This window comes from Cryobacterium sp. TMT1-3, assembly GCF_004402315.1.
Taxonomy (GTDB): Bacteria; Actinomycetota; Actinomycetes; order Actinomycetales; family Microbacteriaceae; genus Cryobacterium; species Cryobacterium luteum.
Genome location: NZ_SOFW01000037.1, coordinates 122,871 through 141,244, shown reverse-complemented (window position 1 = coordinate 141,244; position 18,374 = coordinate 122,871). Strand labels below are relative to the sequence as shown.

The window sequence follows — 18,374 nt, the reverse complement described above, 5'->3', positions numbered from 1 at the left end:
TTTTCGCTGTGCTACCCGGCCGGGCAGCTCGGCAGGGCGCTCGTATCGGCGCCGGTTTTGATTGCGTCGAGGACGGTGAGCGCCTCGTCGAGGGTTGCGACGGAGAAGACCGTCAGGCCGTCGGGGATATTGCCGGTCACCTCATCGCAGTTGTCGGCGGGGGCGAGAAACCAGGTTGCGTCGTTCTCAACCGCACCAAAGAGCTTCTGTTGAATGCCGCCGATCGGGCCGATCGCGCCGGATTGGTCGATCGTTCCGGTGCCGGCCACGTTCTCGCCGCCTTGCAGTTCTCCCGGGGTGAGCTTGTCGATGATGCCCAGCGCGAACATCATGCCGGCGCTCGGCCCGCCGACCTTGTCGAGCTGGATCTGCACGTCGAAGGGAAAATCGTAGGCGACCGTCACATTGACCCCGGCCACGATCGTGCCATCGTTGTCGATCGGGGTGACCTCGACGGTCTGGGCGGCCCCGCCCCGCACGATGTCGAGACGCGCCGCCGTCTCGGCGCCGTTGGTCTGCAGTGCGGCACGCAGCTCGGCGACGTTGGCCACCGATGTCCCGTTCACAGCGGAGATCTGGTCCTCGGGTTCGATCACTCCCTTGGCCGGGGAGCCGTCGGGCAGGCTGACCACCGAAACCGTCGTGGGGTAGTCGTAGCCGAGGTGAGTGAGTGCGGCAGCGATGGCATCCTGTTGGGAGTTGATCATGTCGGCGCTGGCCCTGGCGTCCCGCTGTTCGGTGCTGACGTTCGCGGGGAAAACCTGGTCGATGGGCAGAACGGCCTCACTCGGGTCGAGCCAGGCTCTGGCGACGCTGAGCCAGCTTGGGCGGTTCTCCCTGTTGCCGAGCAGGGACACGGTGAGCAGGTCGAGCCTGCCGCCGGTCGGGTAGGTCGTCTCATCGGGAATGGTGATGAGCGCGGTTTCGACGTCGTCGGCGTCGGTGGCGGAGCCGAGGGTGTTGTAGACCGGGCCCGGCTGCTCGATGACGTACGGGGCCGGCATGATGCCGAGGATCACACCGGCGACCAGAGCGATCAACAGTGCCGTCCAGCCGATCGATGGGCGACCACGCCGTGCACCCTGAGATGCCGGTGAGTCATCGGTGAAGAGAGCCACCGTGCTCCTTCCGTGTTGAGGTTTCTGGCCGTGTTCGCGACGGGCGCACAGCAAGCCCTTCAGCCTAAGATATTTCCCAGCCCCGGGCGGGCTACTCGCACTAGCGTAGAAGTATGCAACTGAGAGGGGCCTGAAGTGGCCGAAGACTCCTTACCCCCGAAGGATCAGAACCCGGGCGAGCCCGGAGATAACAACCCCGGCGATGAGTTCCGGGACATGCTGCGCGACATTCTGAGCGGCAAGAGCGGCATCGACCCGAGCCAGCTTGCCGGTGCTGCCGGTCTGCCCAATGACCCGGCCAGCGTCGCCGCCCTCATGCAACAACTGCAGGGCGCCATGAACGCACAGGGCACCGGAGTGGACTGGCAGATTGCGCTCACCCAGGGTCAGCAGCGAGCGGCCAACGGGCAGCTCCCGGCGACCGATGAGCAGCAGACGCAGCTGCGTCAGGCCTTCCACATCGCAGCACTCTGGCTCGATGACGTCATCACCGTGGCCGAACTCACCGTCGAACCACGCCTGATGACCCGTCGGGAGTGGGTCACCGCCACGATGCCGCTGTGGACCCAACTCGCCGAACCCGTCGCGACGAGCATCTCCGATTCCCTCACCCGGGTGTTCGCCGAGCAGGTGCCCGAAGAGATGCAGGGCATGGTGGCCAATGCGAGCCAGCTCGTGCGCAGCATCGGCGGCACTCTGTTTGCCATGCAGCTCGGCCAGGTCGTCGGCCAGCTGGCCAGCGAGGTCGTCAGCGGCGGCGACGTCGGCATTCCGCTGCTCGGCGAGCAACAGGCCGCTCTGCTCCCTCAGAATGTCGCTGATTTCGGCGCCGGCCTCGACGTTCCCGCCGACCAGGTGCAGATCTATCTCGCCGTGCGTGAGATCGCACACGCTCGTCTGTTTCGGCATGCCCGCTGGTTGCGCCTGCACCTGACCAGCGCGGTCACCGCCTACGCGCGCGGCATCAGCATCGACTCCAGCCGGCTGGAAGAGCTGGCCGGCAGCTTCGACCCGTCCAACCCCGAAGACCTGCGGCAAGCCATGGTCGACGGTTCACTCATCCAGCAGAAATCCGAATCGCAGATTTCGGCCCTGTCCAGGCTCGAGACCATGCTCGCCCTGGTTGAGGGCTGGGTCGACGTCGTCACCGCGCGTGCCACCGTCCGACTGCCCAAAGCGGATGCCATCGCTGAGACGGTCAAGCGCCGCCGGGCCTCTGGTGGGCCGGCCGAATCGGCTTTTGCGACGCTCGTCGGACTCGAACTGCGTCCACGACGCCTGCGCGAGGCCGCAGCCATGTGGCAGGCCGTGACGGATGCCGTGGGTAACGAAGCGCGCGACGCGCTCTGGTCGCACCCCGACCTGCTGCCGACATCGGAGGACATCGACGATCCCCAGCGGTTGATCGCCCGTCTCATGAGCGTGGCTCGCGGCGAACCCGAGGTGCTCGATGACGTCGACCAGGCGCTCGAGGACCTGCTGCGCGACGACGGAGCCGAGCGTCCGCACGAGGAATAGGTTTCGTCCTACCCCGCAACGAGGGCCGCAACGTTGCGGCAACCTTTGCTGATCTACCGTCGTGCAACGGACGAAATGTCCCAAACGAAGGAGTTTGGCAATGACAATAACCGAGAGCACCACGAGCACGTCGACCCGAGTGCCGACGACCATGCACGCGGCCGTCGTGCGCGAGTTCGGCCAGCACCTCACCATTGATGAGGTTGCCGTACCAACACCCGGCCCCGGCCAGGCCCTGGTGAAACTAATCAGCAGCGGTGTCTGCCACACCGACCTGCACGCTGTGGAGGGTGACTGGCCGGTGAAGCCGAGCCCGCCGTTCATTCCCGGCCACGAAGGTGTCGGCGAAATCGTTGCCCTCGGCGCGGGCGTCGACGACCTCGCCATCGGCGACCTCGTCGGCAACGCCTGGCTGTGGAGCGCCTGCGGCAGCTGCCAGTACTGCCGCACCGGCTGGGAAACCCTGTGCGAAGCCCAACAGAACGGCGGCTACAGCGTCGACGGTTCGTTCGGGCAGTACATGCTCGTCGATTCCCGCTTCGCTGTGCGCATTCCCCACGGCGCCGACCCGGTGGAGATCGCCCCGGTGCTGTGCGCCGGCGTCACCGTGTACAAGGGCCTCAAGATGACCGAGGCGCGTCCCGGCCAGTGGGTGGTCATCTCCGGTATCGGTGGCCTCGGTCACATCGCCGTGCAATACGCCAAGGCGATGGGCCTGCGCGTTGCGGCCGTCGACATCGCCGACGACAAGCTCGCCCTCGCTCGTAAGCACGGTGCCGAAATCGTGGTCAACGCGCGCGACGAAGACCCCGTCGCGGCCATTCAGAAAGCAACCGGCGGTGTGCACGGCGTGCTCGTGACCGCGGTACACCCGGCAGCTTTCGGCCAAGCCATCGGCATGACCCGGCGTGGCGGCACCATCGTCTTCAACGGCCTGCCGCCGGGAGACTTCCCCGCTCCGATCTTCGACATCGTGCTCAAGGGCCTCACCATTCGCGGCTCCATCGTGGGCACCCGTCAGGACATGGAAGAAGCCCTGCAGTTCTACGCCCGCGGACAGATTCACCCCACGGTCTCCGAACGCCGCATCGAGGAGGTCAACGAGGTGCTCGACGAGATGAAGCGCGGCAAGATCGACGGTCGCGTGGTCATCCGCTACTAGCGACCACTCATCGAGGTGCGGGCCGCGTGAACACTGAATCCCAATATTCGATGTGAGCGCGCCCGCACCCTCTTTGTGGCACAAACTCGCCTGTGGAGAACCGATTATGCGCGCGACAAGTGCGTCATCATGTCGGCATGGCCCTTCGACTGAATCCTCGATACCCACTGGTGTGGCGCACACCGAATTGCGTACAGCTGGGCGTGGACGAGGCTGTCGTGACCATCGGCGGGTTGACCGTCGCCCACGAGGCCGTACTGTCAGCCCTCGCCGCGGGCGTGCATCGATCGGGCGCGATGCTGCTCGGAACGCTGGCCGGGGCATCCGCTGCCGAGGTTACGCACCTGCTCGAGCTGCTCGAACCGGTTTTGATCTACGTTGCCGACGACGCGGAGACGCCGGTCACCCCGCCGGCGCGCACCGTGCTCGTGGACGGCGTCGGACCCACCGCACTGCGTGTACGGAGCCTGCTCGCCAACCTCGGCATCGAGGAGCCGCCACCGGGCCAGGACCCCGAGCTGGCCGTGCTGATCGGCCAGTATGTCTTCTCCCCCGAGCGTCACGGGCGCTGGTTGCGCCGCGACATTCCGCACCTTCCGGTGGTGTTCAGCGACAGCGCCGTGCGGGTCGGACCGCTCGTCGAACCGGGCCTCGGTCCCTGCCTGACCTGCCTCGAACTCGCACACGTCGACGACGATCCGGCCTGGCCGGCGATGGCCTGCCAACTCGCGCCACGGCAAGCCCCGAGTGAAACCGCGCGGCTGAGCTTTGAAGTCGCCGCCCGGGTGGCCGGGCTCGTACAGGATCGGCTGGAAACCGGCCGATCCACTGTGTTCGCCCGGTCGCTGCGTCTGAACGCCGTGACCGCGAAGGTCACCTGGTCTGCCCACCGGCACCACGAACGGTGCGGCTGCCAAGCTCTTCCAGAAAGCGGGACCGTACCCGCGCTGCGCGAGCCTGCGGGCCCGACGACGACCAGCTCAGCGCGAGTCGTCGTCGGGCCCGAGTGATGCCGACGTAGAGCAACCGGCGTTCCTCGTCGACCTGCTCGAACGTGCTCGCGTAGCTGATCGGCACGAGACCCTCGCTGAGTCCGACCACGAACACGACGTCCCATTCGAGACCCTTGGCCGAGTGCATGGTGGCCAGGGTCACCGCAGACACCGTCGGTTCGTGCTGGCCGGCCTGCCGTTCCATCAGCTCATCGGTGAACTGCCGAAAGGTGGTACCGGGGGCGGCCTGGTCGACCAGGCCCATTAGGGCGTTGAGTGATTCCCACCGGGACTGCACCGCCCCGCGGGTCTCCGGCGCAGTCTGGCTCCAGCCGAGGGAACGCAGCACGTCGCTGACCGATTTGAACAGCGGTTCCCCGATGATGGAAACGGATGCCGCGCGCAGGCTCATCACGGCCTGCTTCACCTCGGGCAGGTCGAAGAACCGTTTGGCCCCGCGAATCTGGTAGCTCACCCCCACCTCGGTCAGCGCCGTTTCGAGCAGCGCCGCCTGCACGTTGACCCGGAACAACACGGCCACGTCTTCGGGTTTCGTGCCGGTGTCGATGAGCTGCAGAATCTGCTCGGCGACGCCACGGGCCTCGGCCATATCGGAGGCATACCCGCGCACCGTCGGATCGGCACCGGTGCGGGTTTGCGCGGCGTGCAGGGTGAGGGCGCCGGAACGGCCGCGCATGAGCTGGTTCGCCGTGGCGACGATCGGCGCGGTCGACCGGTAGTTCTGCTCGAGCCGCACGACCGTGGCGTCTTCGTAGTGCTTGGGAAAATCGAGAAGATAATCGCTGCGGGCGCCGGCGAAGGAGTAGATGGTCTGGCTGGCGTCGCCGACGACGCACAGGTCGCGGCGATCACCGAGCCAGAGCGCGAGCAGGTCGTGCTGCAGCGGCGAAACGTCCTGGTATTCGTCGACAACGAAGAACCGGTACTGCTCGCGCACCTGCAGGGCCACCGACGGTTCGGCTTCGATCATGCCGGCCATGGCGAGCAGTACGTCTTCGAAGTCGATTTGTTTGCGTTCGTCTTTGAGCTTCTCGTAGGTCTGTTGCAGAGCCACGACCTGGTCGATATCGAGCCGGCCCGGCAGGCTGCGGCGGGAGCTGCCGGCCGCGTACTGCTCGATGCTCAGGCCGCTGGTTTTGCGCCATTCCACCTCGGCGGCGAGGTCGCGCAGGGTGGCCGTATCGATTTTGAGGTGCAGGGCCTCGGCGGCATGGCCGAGAATGCGGCCCTTGCCGTCGAGAATGCGCGGCGCCTGGCCGCCGACGACGTGCGGCCAGAAGTAGTTCAGCTGCGACAGCGCGGCGGCGTGAAAGGTGCGGGCCGCCACTCCACCGGCACCGAGCTGACGCAGCCGACCGCGCAATTCGGCGGCTGAACGGCTGGTGAAGGTGAGCGCCATGACCCGGTTGGGGGCGTAGGCACCGGTCAGCACACCGAGCGCGATGCGGTGGGTGATGGCGCGGGTCTTGCCGGTGCCGGCGCCGGCGAGCATGCACACCGGGCCGATGAGCGCCTCAGCCGCTATGCGCTGTTGTTCGTCGAGGCCGTTCAGCAACGAATCGGTGGTGACCTGGACGGGCACCGTCACGGACGGATCAATTCGGGTGCGGCCGAAAGTGGAGCGCCGAGCCAGCGTTCGATCATGGCGTGCGCGATGGAGGACGGGCCGGGCAGCAGCATCCACTCGCCGGCCTCGCTCAGTTCCTGACGGCTGAACCAGCGCAGCGCCAGAATCTCCGCACCGTCCGGCAGCAGGTCATGAGCCTGCTGGTCGTCGGCGAGTCGGGCGGTGAAGCCGCACATGACCGAGGCTGGGAATGGCCACGGCTGCGATCCGACGTAGACCGGATCGGTGACTCGGAGGCCGGATTCCTCGAACATTTCGCGGATCACGGCCGCTTCCAGTGCCTCGCCGGGTTCGACGAAGCCGGCGAGCAGCGAATAGCGGTTGTTCTCCCACATGGCGTTGGAGCCGAGCAGGATACGGTCGTCGGCGTCGGTGATGAGCACGATCACGGCGGGGTCGGTGCGCGGAAAAACCTGGCTGTTATCGACGGGGCAGCGACGCACCCAGCCACCCTCTTCGACCGTGGTGGCGGCACCGCAGCGCGGGCAGTGCCCGTGCGAGGCGTGCCAGTTGAGCACCCCCAGGGCTTCGGTGAACAGACCGGCGTCCCGGTCGCCGAGCACGGTCGCGACCGTGCGCAGGCCCACCCAGCGGTACTCGTCGGGTTCGAGCCGCACGGCGGCGTCGTCATCCAGGTTCACGGCGACGATGCGGGTGCCGAATTCTTCGGGCAGATTCGTGGGCAGCGACCGGCCGAGGTAGACGCGCAGGCCGACGTTCTGTGGGCTCATCAACAGGCCCATCGGTGGCAGCAGGGCCAGGCGCGGCCCCGTGCCGGGATCGTGCGGCGCGAGCAGCATTTTGCCGTGCCAGACCGGAAGAACGCGGGTGGAATCATCCGCCCAGAGCTGATCGAACAGCTCCGGCAGGCCGCGACTCAGATGGTCGCGGTCGACCGCCTGGCGAGACAGCGGCAACCCCGTCGTGAAAGTGAACGACATGGTTTATCTCCGAGCTCTGCGAGAACGTATACGTGTGTAGGGAGGCGTGGCGTGGCGAATAACCACCAGACCGCAAGTCGATCTAACCTAGTAGGCATGGCCAGAACTCAACTCACTCTAGCCGCGTTAGCCACCTCCGCTGTTCCGGGGCTCGACGTGGCCTACGCCCGTAAGCACAGTGCCGGCGCGCACGGATTGTTCGACTCGGCGCTCGTCATCGACAAGGCCGGGCGGGCGCTGATCATTCGCGTTCCCACGAGCCAGTCGGCCGAAACCGAGCAGTCCGCCGATCTCGTGGCGTTGCGCGCGCTCACCACCGGCAATCGCAGCCGGCTGCCGTTCGACGTGCCGGAATATGTCGGCCAAACACCGATTCAGGGCACGCGCGCGGTCGTGTACGAGCTGCTCGCCGGTGACAGTTTCGATGCGGATGCCCTCACCGGGCACGAGGGCGTCTCCGGGTCGATCGGGCGGGCCATCGCCGCGATCCACTCCCTGCCGAGCGCTTTCATCGGCACCGCCGGGCTGCCCCAGCAGAGCGCCGAACAGTGCCGCAAAGACGCGATCGATCTGATCGACCGGGCCGCCAACACCGGCTACCTGCCCGCCGCGCTGCTGCGCCGCTGGGAACAGGCCACCGACGACGAGGCACTCTGGCAATTCGCCCCGGCCGTGGTGCACGGGTCGATGTCAGCCGATTCCATTCTGATCACCGACGATGCCGTCTCGGGCATTCTCGGCTGGTCCGGCCTGGCCGTCGGTGACCCGGCCCGCGACCTGCACTGGCTGCTCGCCGCGCGCGGCGATGCCGCCGAACTCGCCCTCGACGCCTACTCGAACGCCCGCCAGGGCAGCGATACCCACATCACCCAGCGCGCCATGCTCTACGCCGAGCTGGAACTGGCTCGATGGTTGCTGCACGGCGTCAGCAGCCACGATCAGACCATCGTCGATGACGCCGTCGCCATGCTCGATGGTCTCGTCGACACGGTGCACAGCCACACCCAGCAGCCGCTCTCCCCCGAAACCGGTCCGATCATGAGCGTGGGCGACGTGGAGAACATGCTCGACCACATGCCGCGCGCCGCTCGCGATTACGACCAGCATGCGGCGATGCACACCGACAGCTACAACTTCTCCGGGCTCACCATCGATTCCGAGTCGGAATCGGATGTCGATTCCGATTCTGACTCCCCGCGTTCCGGACGTATCGCGCCGGACCAGGCGGCGAGCAGGTCGGCCTCAGAGTAGAGCCGTTCGGGCGCGATGATGGTGTCGTCGGCGACGAAGTAGAACACGGCGTCGACGAGGCTCGGATCGATGCCCTTGAAACGGGCATAGGCCAGCCGGTAGAGCGCGAGCTGGGTCTGTTTGAGCTCGAGGTCGGCGGCATTCTTGGGTGCCCGCCCGGTCTTCCAGTCGACCACCTGGTACCCAGTTTCGGTGCGATAGACAGCGTCGAGCTTGCAGACGAAAACCTGGTCAGCGAGCACATGGTGAATTTCAATCTCAACGTCGACCGGCCGGCGCTCGGCCCACTCTGAACGTTCGAAGGTGGCCTGGAGCACTGCGAACTGTTCCTGCTCCGGCACGTCGAGGTCACTCAGCGTGCCGGTGCCGCCGGCATATCCGTCGTCATCTCCGAAGTCCAGTTCGTTCAATTGGGCGTCGATGCGGTCGGTGCCGGTAGCACCGCCGGCCCGACGCTCCACCCAGGAGTGGAACAGAGTGCCCAGCCGGGTGGCCCGATAGGGGCGCTGCGGCATGGGGCGCCGAAGTTCGGCGGCGACGCCGGCCGGGTCGTCGACGTAGTCCTTGAACCGGGAGGCCGGGATGCGGGTGGGCACGGGGGCAGCCCCGCCACCGGCCAGCCGCAGGGCCCTCTCCTCGAGCAGCAGGGTAACCGCGTGGGACCAGCGGGTGGGGGCATCCGCTTCGCTGGTGCGCACCCGGGTCGCGGCGGCTTGCACCAGCCCGCGGCGCGTACCGAGCGGGTCGAACGGCCACAGTTCGGTGCCGTCGCCGGCAGACTCGGGTTTGTCGGCTTCGGCGCTCGTGTCGGGCACGGCGGTGATCAGCCCCGCCTCGCCGAGTTCGGTGAGGTAACGACTGGGTTTTCGCACGGTCGATCCGGGGCCCCAGAACGAGCCGGTCAGCAAGAGTTGCTGCTTGGCGCGGGTGGTGGCCACGTAGATGAGGCGACGTTCTTCGTCATCGTGGCGCGTCGCCAGGTCAGCCTTGTACGTTTGGAAGGCCAGGTCGTAGTCGAGCTGCGTGTCGTGCCCGGATACCTCGAGTTTTGGCAGCTCGGAGCGGTCGCCGCGAAACGCGTAGGGCAGTTCGCCGAAACGCAGCCAGCCGCTCGTATCGCGGGAGGCCGCCGGCAGGCTCTTCTCCTCGAGGTTGGGAATGGCGACGAAATCCCATTCGAGGCCCTTGGCTCCGTGAATGGTGAGTAGCTGCACGGTGCCCTGTTCGGAAAGTTCGGCGCGCGGGCCGAGGTCGTCCTGCAGCTCAGCCCGCCTCAGCCAGCGCAGAAAGCTCGCCAGTGTGCCCTGCTCGTCGCTGTCGAGAAAGGCAGAGACCGTATCGTGGAAGGAGTACAGGTTGGCGAGGCCCAGATCGTTGGCCTCGTTCGCGATCAGTTCGATGTCGAGCCGAAATTCCTGCTCGATCAGGCGCACAAAGTCGAGCAGGGGCAGGCCGGCACGGGAGCGCAGCCAGGCCAGCTGTCGCCCGGCCGACTGCACGCGAGCACGCCCGAGCTCGCTGAACCCGGCAAACTGACTGTGGGATTCGGGCGCCGTCCCGAGAAAATCGAGCGCGTCGACGAGGGAGCTGGTCTCATCACCGGCAACGGATGCCCGCAGTTTTCCCCGCAGGTCGGCCGAGATGGCTTTTTGCGCCCAGTCATGGGTAGCCAGCCAGCTGGCCACCCCGGCGAGCGCCTGCAGGTCGCGCGCGCCGACCCGGTAGCGCGCTCCGCTGAGCAGGCGCACGAGTTCACTGCCGGCGGCGGGATCGTGCACCACCCGCAGCACGCTCACGACGTCGGCGACCTCCGGTGTCGACAGCAACCCGCCGAGACCGAGCACATGGGCGCGTACGCCGTGTGCCCGCAAAACCTCGGCGAAGTAGTCCATCTCACGCCGGGCGCGAAACAGCATGGCGCCACTGCGCTCAACCTGAGCGTGCTCACCGCCCAGCCGGGCCGCGAACCAGTCGGCGACGGCGCCGGCCTCCTCGGCGATGGTTTGCGCCATGAACGCGTTCACCGCACCGGGCCGGGTTTGGGCCGGAACCTTCAGGGTTTCGACCTGGATTCCCCCCGGTTTGGCGCGCAGCGCCGCGCTCAGCGGAGCGACCAGGGCGTTGGCGGCGTCGAGCACGCTCGCGGGGTTTCGCCAGGTGAACGACAATGACATGGTCGGGGCTGCGACTACAGGGCCGAATTGGCCGGTAGTGAAGTCACGCGCGAAGCCGAGCAAGTTTGCGGAGCTGGCACCGCGCCATCCGTAAATGGACTGGTGCGGATCGCCGACAGCCATGACCGGGTGGTCCCGGAACAGGGTGTGCAGCAGTTCGGTCTGCAGTACCGAGGTGTCCTGATACTCGTCGAGGAGCACGACCCGGTACGCGTCGCGGTAGCGGCCGACCACCGCATCGACCTTCTGGCATACCTGCAGCGCCAGCGCCACCTGGTCGGAGAATTCGATCAGGCCGAGCCGGCGTTTCTCGCTGCTGTAGCGGGCGGCGAGCTCGGCGAGCACCGGCAGCGGTGCGACCGCTGCGACGGAATCCAGCACCGAATCGTAGGGCTTCTTCTTGCGCGGGTTGCCGTAGGGCAGGTTGGGCAGGTAGACGAAACTGTCGGCCAGGGCCGTCAGATCGTGCGGGGCGCCCGGTGCGCCGCTCTGCCAGGCCGGCGGGTTCTCGGCGAGGGAACGGCTGAGCTGCAGCACGGCGTCGGTGACGAGGTCGACGCTCTTGCCGAACGGCACCAGCCGGCCGTCACCGTGGTCGATGACAACGCGCCGGGCGAGCAGCCAGGCGCTCGTGTCGCTCAGCAGCACCGACTCGGGTTCCCGACCGAGCAGCAGGGCATTGTCGGTGAACAGCCGACTGGCGAAGGAGTTGTAGGTGGAGACGCTCGGGGTGTTGAACAGGTCGGAGCCGGCGGTGCCGTCGTCGTCGGAGTCAGCGCCGGAATGGATGGTGACCGGCATGAGGCCGGCCGCGTCGAGATCGGTGATCCGCCTGTTGATGCGGTCGCTCAGTTCGCCGGCGGCCTTGCGCGTGAAGGTGAGTCCGAGAATCTGGTCGGGGCGGGCGTGACCATTGGCGAGGAGCCAGAGCACCCGGTTAGCCATGGTCTCGGTCTTGCCGCTACCGGCGCCGGCCACGACGAGGGTGGGCGTGAGCGGTGCCTCGATCACCGCCTGCTGCTCAGTGGTAGGCGGTGGCAGTTCGAGCTTCGCGGCAATGTCGAGGGCGGAAACCCGCGTGGAAGTGGTGACAAGACTCATGAGCTGACCTGCTTGATGACGTGGATTTTGCAGGACCCGTGGCTGCGCGGGTCGAGGCAGTGCGAGGTGATCTCGGCGATGAAAGTAGCGCCGCCCATGCCGGCGGCGTCAACACCGACCCGGGTGCGAAAAGCATCGAGCTGTTCGGGGGTGAATGCGGGCTGGGTGGGATTGCGGTAGTGCTGTTTGACCGTGCCGGAGGAGACGATGACGAGGCGGGCACCGGCCAGGGCCATGTCCCCGGGGAGGCCGTCGATGGCCCCCTCCTGAAAAGCCAGCTGGTAGGCGCCGAGTTGCGGATGCTCAGCGACGCCGCTGTCACTGATCGCGTCACCCTTGCCGGTTTTCAGGTCGACGATGACAGCGCGTCCGTCGAATTGGCGTTCAACGCGGTCGATCGTGCCCGAAAGCACGGCACCGCTCACCTCGAGTTCAAACCTGCCCTCGGCGCTCAGCAGCTCTCCGCCGCCGTGTTCAAAATCAAGCAGGTACGAAGCGAGTCGATCGGTGAGCGCCCGGGCGGCGGCTTTCTGTACCCGCGACTGCCAGTCGGCGTCGAAGTCGAGTTCGTTCCAGCGGTTTTCCACCCCCTGCCAGAGCGCTTCGGGCCGGCGGTCGGTCGCGTCTTCCATCACCTTGTGAATGATCGTGCCGAGGTTCGCGGCGGTGTTCGAGCTGCCGCCCCCGACCTGGCCGATCAGCCAGTGCAGCGGGCAGGTCTCGAAGGCGGCCATGCGCGACGGCGACACGCGCACCGGCTGGTCGCCGGCCTCCGGGTCGTTGAGTGGGCGCACGGTGCTCGGCTCGGCCAAACCGTACCACTCGTCGGGCGCGGCGCCCGGCACGCTGTCGCGGGCCAGGCGGGCCAGCGTGGCCGCGGCATCCGCTGCCCGGGAGCTGGTCTCGGAATCGGTGCGGGCCGGCGAGCGGATGGCGCGGGTCAAGTCGCGGCGCAGCCGCCCGGCCAGACCGCGCAGCGACAGGGGGTAACGAGCGAGGTCGTCGATGTCGCGCTCAGGTTCGGGTTGCGGCAGCAAGCGCAGGAACACGGACGGTTCGTTCTCTTCATTGCTGACGGCGGTGACGAGTAGTTCGGTCGTCGCGCGGCTGGCCGCCTGGGCGAACATGCGCAGTTCGTCATGGAGTACCGCGGTGCGGGCATCAGCGGCGGCGGGCTGACCGGGGGCGACCTGACCGGAGGCGAGCTGGGCGAGGTCGCCCGCGCCGAGCAGGGAGCCACGGATGCGCAGGTCGGGCCAGACGTTGGCCTGCACGCCGGCCAGAACGACCACGTCGAAATCGCGCCCGATGGTGCCGCTCGGGGTGGAGACGGTCACGGCCGCGCCGAGGGCTCGCGGCGCGAGGGTGTCTTCGGGTACATCGGTGTCGACGAGGTGTTCCAGAAACAGCACCGGCGGGGCCGATGGGGTGCGTTCAACGTAGCGTTGCGCGGCCGAAAACAAAGCGACGACGGCGTCGAGGTTGTGGTTGGCTTCGTCGGCGACGATTCCAGTGCCGGTGGATTGTTCTTTCCACTCCCGGTCGAGGCCGCTGCGCTGCCAGAGGCCCCACAACAGCTCTTCGATGGTGGCGCCGGCCTGGTATTCAATTTTCGCTTGGCGCAGGCTTGCCCCGCAGCCGGCCGCACGGCGGGCGGTGCGGTTGTCGATGGCGGCGAGCAGTTCGGGGTTCTGCAGGGCGGCGACGAGCAGGTCGTCGGCGCTGCGTGGTTCGTGGGGCGCGCGCGGCGCGCGGTCGTCGTTGCCCGGTTGCTGCTCGGCAAGCTCCTGTTGACGCAGCGCGGCGCGCAACCGGCGCAACGTGATCGGGTCGAGCCCGCCAAGCGGGCCGCGCAGCAGGTCGATCGCCGCTTCAGGACCCAGCGGTTGGCGACCGAGGGTCACCTCAAGAGCCAGGATGAAGGCCCGCACCGCGTATTCGTCACGCAGCGCGGTGCTCGCCGTCGACACCTGGGTCGGCACCTCCAGGGCGGCGAGCCCCTTGGAAATCGACGGCACGAGCGATCCGGTGCGCACGATCACGGCCATCCGCGACCAGGGCGTTTCGTTGATGACGTGACGTTCACGCAACAGCCGGGCGATCACGGCGAGTTGATCGGCCGGGCTGGTGGCGACGACGGTGTGCACCGACGGCTCGAGCAGCTCAGAATTCTCGAGCAGCTCAGAATTCTCGGGGAGTTCAGGATTCTCGGGTTCGTGCGCCAGGTCGGCATCGACCGTCTCCCTGCTGGCCGCCGCGCGCTGGGTTCCCGCCGCGGCAGCTCCGATCCGGCTCGTGATCTCTGCAATGACCGCACGGATGCCCTCCCCGTGCCGGTAGACCGTCTTCAGCACGATTGGCGCCGCCAGGTTGGCGCCGGCCTTTACCGCCAGGTACGAGCCGAGGCGACCGAGGGAATCCGGGTGGGCTCCGTGGAACGACCCGGTGCTGATGTCGGGATCGCCGACGGCGATGATCGCCACCCCTCGGGCCTGAAACTGGGCCAGCAGGGTCAACGTCGCCTGGGTGACCTCCTGCGCGTCGTCGAGAATGATCAGGCGCAGCCCGGCGAGCGTGCCGAGCTGGGCCGTTCCAGCTGGTCCGGCCGGCGCGCCCGCCACGATGGCGGCGGCATAGCGGGCCAGCTCGGTCGAATCGTATTGGCCGGGTCGGGCCTGGTCCTTGGCCTCTTCGTACCCGCGAATGAATTCGGCGGCCGCGACCCACTCGGGTCGACCCAGGGCGAACCGCTCAAGCTGGCCAGGGGTCACCCCGTATTCCACGGCGCGCATCATAAGATCGCGCAATTCTGTGCGAAACCCCCGCAGACCGCGCACATCCGGCCCGAGCGTGGCCGGCCATGCCGGACCGGCCCCGTCGTCGAGGTGCCCCTGCAACAGTTCGGCGATGATCTGGTCTTGCTCGCCACCGGTGAGCAGCGTCGGCGCCGGCCCGCCGGCCTGCGCAACAGCGGAACGCACGATTTGAAAGGCCACCGAATTCGCGCTGCGAGCAAGTGGCCCGTTCGTCGGCACCCCCAGGCGCAGCGCGATGCGGTCGCGCAGTGCCGTCGCGCCGGCGCGGGTGGGCACCAGCACGAGCACCTCGCCCGGCGAATACCCCCGGGTCAGTACCCGGTCGGCCACGACTTCGACGAGCGTCGTCGTCTTGCCGGAGCCCGGCGCGCCGATCACCGAAACGCTCACCCCGTCGGGGAGGTCGAGAACGGCCTGCTGGGCGGCATCGAGGTGGTGGTTGATCACAATTCAACGGTATCGGGTTGCGCCGACAGTGAACTCTGTCCGGGCCGCGGCGCGTTCTGTCGTACTCTGATCGCACGGCTACGAAAGGCAATTCTGTGGATATTCGCATTGGTATTTTCAACTCCCCCCGGGAAATCGGTTTTGAGACGTCGCAGCCGGCAACCGAGATCGAGGAGACCGTTGCGGCGGCCCTCTCCGGCCAGACCGGTTATCTGAAGCTCAGTGACAGCAAGGGTCGCGTGTACATCGTTCCGACCGTGGGCCTCGCCTACGTCGAGCTCGGCAGCGAAGAATCGCGCCGCGTCGGATTCGTCGCCTAGAGCACATGGAACTTCTGTTCGTCGCGCTGTTCGGCGCGGTCATCGGCCTCGGCGCGCGCTATCTTCTGCCCGGTCGGTCCACCCAGGGCTCGGTGCTTGTTCCGGCCATCGGAACGGCCACGGCATCCGCTGTATGGGTCGGTCTGACCTGGCTGGGTTGGAATTGGGCCGGCGGGTGGATCTGGTGGCTGTCCCTCGGCGCGGCCGCAGCGGCGTCCGTTGTGCTGAATCTTCTGATCGGCCGGCGACGCATTCACGCCGACCAGCGGATGCTGCAACGTCTCGCCAAAACCGGCTCGCCCGACATCGCGTAACGGGTCAGGGCTTGGCGGGCAGCGGCAGTTAGGCCGTGAGGCCGAGGCCGTCCATGCGGCGGGTGTGCGCGGCGATGAGCTCGGTGAAGACCGGTTCGATGCGCGCCTCGGCGCTGGCGCCTGCGGCAGCCGCGGCGTCAGCACCAGCGGCGGAATCGGCGCGCTCGTCGGAGCTGAGGTCGGTGGCCGGCATCGCCGACCGGGCCACGAGCAGGGTATCGCCGACGAGTCGACGACCCCACAGCGCCAGCCGGGAGCCGAGCGCCAGATCATTTTCGATCGCGGTCTGCAGTTCGTGCACGAGCACGTCGGTGCCGGAATCCTCGCCGAGCAGTTGTGCCACCCTCGGCCCGATATCGCGGGGCAGGCCGTCGGAGAGACGAATGAAGAAATCGTCGAGCAACCCGCCGGCGAGGTAGCAGCTCAGCAGCAGTTCGTGCCAGTCGGCGCCGCTGGTCTTGCGGCGAAACTCATCGAGGTTCACAACGAATGGGGCCATCTCCGTGGCCGGTTCGTGACCACGACGACGAATCTCGGTGATCAGGCCGTGATGCTTGCTCAGGGCCCGACCGGCAGCAGCGCTGAGGCCTTCCTTGACGGCGAGGTTCGGCGCGGTCGCCACGGCGCGAGCCAGGGCCTCGAACTCGCCCAGCTCGCAGTACGCAGCCTGGCCGAGAAAATGCCGCACGTCCGGTGCCAGGGAGCTGATGTCCACTTTTTCGGTTGTCTGATTCCCCCCGCGGGCCGAAAGCCGCGGAGCTTCATTGCGCTGCGGGCGCCAACCTACGCGAGAGACCACGGGCTTAGCTTAGGACAGCGCGCCTGTGGCTGCGGTCCAGACGGGGCAGTAAGGTGGAATTACGTCGCCGACAAGGATCGGCGACCGCTGCCCGAGACGCAAAAACGGGCGCACTTCGCTTCCAGTTAATGACAGGCATACATTCGTGACTTTCTCCGAACTCAATATTGACCAGGATATGGTCGACTCCCTTGCGGCCAAGGGCATCCTCGAACCGTTCCCCATCCAGACCCAGACCATCCCCCTCGCCCTCGCCGGCCAGGACATCATCGGTCAGGCCAAGACCGGCACCGGCAAGACCTTCGGCTTCGGCCTCCCGGTCATCCAGCGCCTCGGCCTCGATCCCGAGCCGGGCGTGCAGGCCCTCATCGTCGTTCCGACCCGCGAACTGTGTGTGCAGGTCTCCGAAGACCTTGAGCTCGCTGCGGCCGGCCGCAAAACCAAAATCGTCTCAATCTACGGCGGCAAGGCCTATGAGGGGCAGATCGAAGCGCTCAAGGCCGGCGCGCAGATTGTCGTCGGGACCCCCGGCCGCCTGCTCGACCTTGCCAGCCAGCGTCTGCTGACCCTCGCCAACGTGCGCGAAATGGTGCTCGACGAGGCCGACAAGATGCTCGACCTCGGTTTTCTCTCCGACATCGAAAAGCTCTTCGCGCAGACCCCGTCGACCCGGCACACCATGCTCTTCTCGGCGACGATGCCCGGACCGATCGTGGCGCTGGCACGTCGGTTCATGAACCGCCCGATCCACATTCGGGCGACCGACCCCGACGAAGGCCTCATGCAGGCCAACATCGAGCACCTCGTCTACCGGGCCCACAACATGGACAAGGATGAGGTCATCGGCCGCATCCTCATGGCCGAGGGCCGCGGCAAGACCATCATCTTCACCCGTACCAAGCGCGCCGCGGCGAAGCTCGTCGAGGAACTCGGCGACCGCGGCTTCAACGCCACCGCCGTGCACGGCGACCTGAACCAGGAACAGCGCGAACGCGCCATGGCCAGCTTCAAGAGTGGCAAGAAAGAAATCCTGATCGCAACGGATGTCGCCGCGCGCGGCATCGACGTCGAAGACGTCACCCACGTGATCAACCACACCATTCCCGAAGACGAGAAGGCCTATCTGCACCGCGTCGGCCGCACCGGTCGCGCCGGTAAGACCGGTATCGCGGTCACCTTCGTTGACTGGGACGACCTGCACAAGTGGTCGCTGATCAACAAGGCTCTCGAGTTCGGCCAGCCGGAACCGATGGAAACCTATTCCTCGTCGCCGCACCTGTACACCGACCTGAACATCCCGGCCGGCTCGAAAGGCCGCCTGCGAGCGACCCCGGTGAAGGATGCCAGCGCCCATGAAGGGCGTGCTGGCGATGCTCGTACCGGCGGCGCCGGCCGTTCCGGCGGTGCCCGCTCGGCGGGTGCGGGAAGCCGTTCCGACGCCGGTCGGTCCGGTGCGGCCCGACCGGCTCGCTCCGAGGGTGGACGCGGCTCCGGCCGCGGCGACTCCACGCGCAACGTCGACCGTGCGGCGACAAGCCCCGTGGCCGACGATGCCGGCCGGCCCACCCGGTCGCGCACCCGCGTCGGTTCGAGCACCAACCCGGATGCTCCGGCCGCGACCCCCGCTGCCGGCACGCACGATGGCGGCGGAGCCGAGCACCACGACGGCAACAATGCTCCGCTGCGTCGCAGCCGCACCCGTCGTCGCTCGCCGCAGACCGGCAGCGCCATCTAACAGCTGTTCAGTTTCACGCGCGCCCGGCACTCGGGCTG

11 protein-coding genes and 1 pseudogene are annotated in these 18,374 nt (G+C 67.3%); 6 read left to right on the top strand and 6 right to left on the bottom strand.

The window, feature by feature from the left end; genetic code table 11:
• Nucleotides 1-11: 11 nt before the first annotated feature.
• Nucleotides 12-1,118, bottom strand: a complete 1,107-nt coding sequence (locus E3O25_RS12945; protein WP_092108391.1) for a PDZ domain-containing protein — start codon at nt 1,116-1,118, stop codon at nt 12-14.
• A 216-nt stretch (nt 1,119-1,334) separates the two neighbouring features.
• Between E3O25_RS12945 and E3O25_RS12940 the strand changes: the two genes are divergently transcribed.
• Nucleotides 1,335-2,636: a zinc-dependent metalloprotease gene (locus E3O25_RS12940; RefSeq protein ID WP_092108651.1), complete on the top strand. Its 1,302-nt coding sequence runs from the start codon at nt 1,335-1,337 to the stop codon at nt 2,634-2,636.
• A gap of 151 nt (nt 2,637-2,787) precedes the next feature.
• The gene (gene adhP, locus E3O25_RS12935) at nt 2,788-3,798 is read left to right on the top strand and encodes an alcohol dehydrogenase AdhP (protein WP_092108649.1); all 1,011 of its coding nucleotides are present in this window, start codon (nt 2,788-2,790) and stop codon (nt 3,796-3,798) included.
• 873 nt (nt 3,799-4,671) lie between these two features.
• On the opposite strand, the gene E3O25_RS12930 is transcribed toward adhP, so the two are convergent.
• Together E3O25_RS12930 and nudC are read right to left on the bottom strand one after the other, a co-directional pair.
• The gene (locus E3O25_RS12930; protein ID WP_241983896.1) at nt 4,672-6,399 is read right to left on the bottom strand and encodes an ATP-dependent helicase; all 1,728 of its coding nucleotides are present in this window, start codon (nt 6,397-6,399) and stop codon (nt 4,672-4,674) included.
• The gene (gene nudC / locus E3O25_RS12925) at nt 6,396-7,379 is read right to left on the bottom strand and encodes an NAD(+) diphosphatase (RefSeq protein WP_134361327.1); all 984 of its coding nucleotides are present in this window, start codon (nt 7,377-7,379) and stop codon (nt 6,396-6,398) included. Before nudC ends, E3O25_RS12930 begins: the two co-directional genes overlap by 4 nt.
• Before the next feature lie 96 nt (nt 7,380-7,475).
• On the opposite strand from nudC, the gene E3O25_RS17550 reads away from it, so the two are divergent.
• Nucleotides 7,476-8,630: a phosphotransferase gene (locus E3O25_RS17550; RefSeq protein ID WP_092108385.1), complete on the top strand. Its 1,155-nt coding sequence runs from the start codon at nt 7,476-7,478 to the stop codon at nt 8,628-8,630.
• A 50-nt stretch (nt 8,631-8,680) separates the two neighbouring features.
• On the opposite strand, the pseudogene E3O25_RS12915 reads toward E3O25_RS17550, so the two are convergent.
• Nucleotides 8,681-11,905 (bottom strand): annotated as a pseudogene (locus tag E3O25_RS12915) (UvrD-helicase domain-containing protein); the annotation flags it as partial.
• Nucleotides 11,902-15,168 carry an ATP-dependent DNA helicase gene (locus E3O25_RS12910; protein WP_241988591.1) on the bottom strand — a complete coding sequence of 1,089 codons (3,267 nt, stop codon included), beginning with the start codon at nt 15,166-15,168 and terminating at the stop codon, nt 11,902-11,904. The pseudogene E3O25_RS12915 and the gene E3O25_RS12910, both read right to left, overlap by 4 nt.
• A 95-nt stretch (nt 15,169-15,263) precedes the next feature.
• Here E3O25_RS12910 and E3O25_RS12905 point away from each other — a divergent pair, with 95 nt between their 5' ends.
• Nucleotides 15,264-15,488: a DUF3107 domain-containing protein gene (locus E3O25_RS12905; RefSeq protein WP_092108379.1), complete on the top strand. Its 225-nt coding sequence runs from the start codon at nt 15,264-15,266 to the stop codon at nt 15,486-15,488.
• A 5-nt stretch (nt 15,489-15,493) separates the two neighbouring features.
• On the top strand, nt 15,494-15,802 hold the full coding sequence (locus E3O25_RS12900; RefSeq protein ID WP_092108376.1) for a hypothetical protein: 309 nt from the start codon (nt 15,494-15,496) through the stop codon (nt 15,800-15,802).
• Nucleotides 15,803-15,830: 28 nt separating this feature from the next.
• On the opposite strand, the gene E3O25_RS12895 is transcribed toward E3O25_RS12900, so the two are convergent.
• A complete protein-coding gene (locus E3O25_RS12895) occupies nt 15,831-16,517 on the bottom strand; it encodes a ferritin-like fold-containing protein (protein WP_134361325.1) in 687 nt (228 codons plus the stop codon).
• A gap of 229 nt (nt 16,518-16,746) precedes the next feature.
• Between E3O25_RS12895 and E3O25_RS12890 the strand changes: the two genes are divergently transcribed.
• Nucleotides 16,747-18,336 (top strand): DEAD/DEAH box helicase, encoded by a 1,590-nt coding sequence (locus E3O25_RS12890; protein WP_092108372.1) that lies wholly within the window; start codon nt 16,747-16,749, stop codon nt 18,334-18,336.
• Nucleotides 18,337-18,374: the final 38 nt, after the last annotated feature.

Bases quoted from the DNA above. Each gene is read 5' to 3' on its own strand.
- nudC (WP_134361327.1), bottom strand. From the start codon at position 7,379: ATGTCGTTCACTTTCACGACGGGGTTGCCGCTGTCTCGCCAGGCGGTC.
- adhP (WP_092108649.1), top strand. From the start codon at position 2,788: ATGCACGCGGCCGTCGTGCGCGAGTTCGGCCAGCACCTCACCATTGAT.
- E3O25_RS12940 (WP_092108651.1), top strand. From the start codon at position 1,335: ATGCTGCGCGACATTCTGAGCGGCAAGAGCGGCATCGACCCGAGCCAG.
- E3O25_RS17550 (WP_092108385.1), top strand. From the start codon at position 7,476: ATGGCCAGAACTCAACTCACTCTAGCCGCGTTAGCCACCTCCGCTGTT.
- E3O25_RS12900 (WP_092108376.1), top strand. From the start codon at position 15,494: ATGGAACTTCTGTTCGTCGCGCTGTTCGGCGCGGTCATCGGCCTCGGC.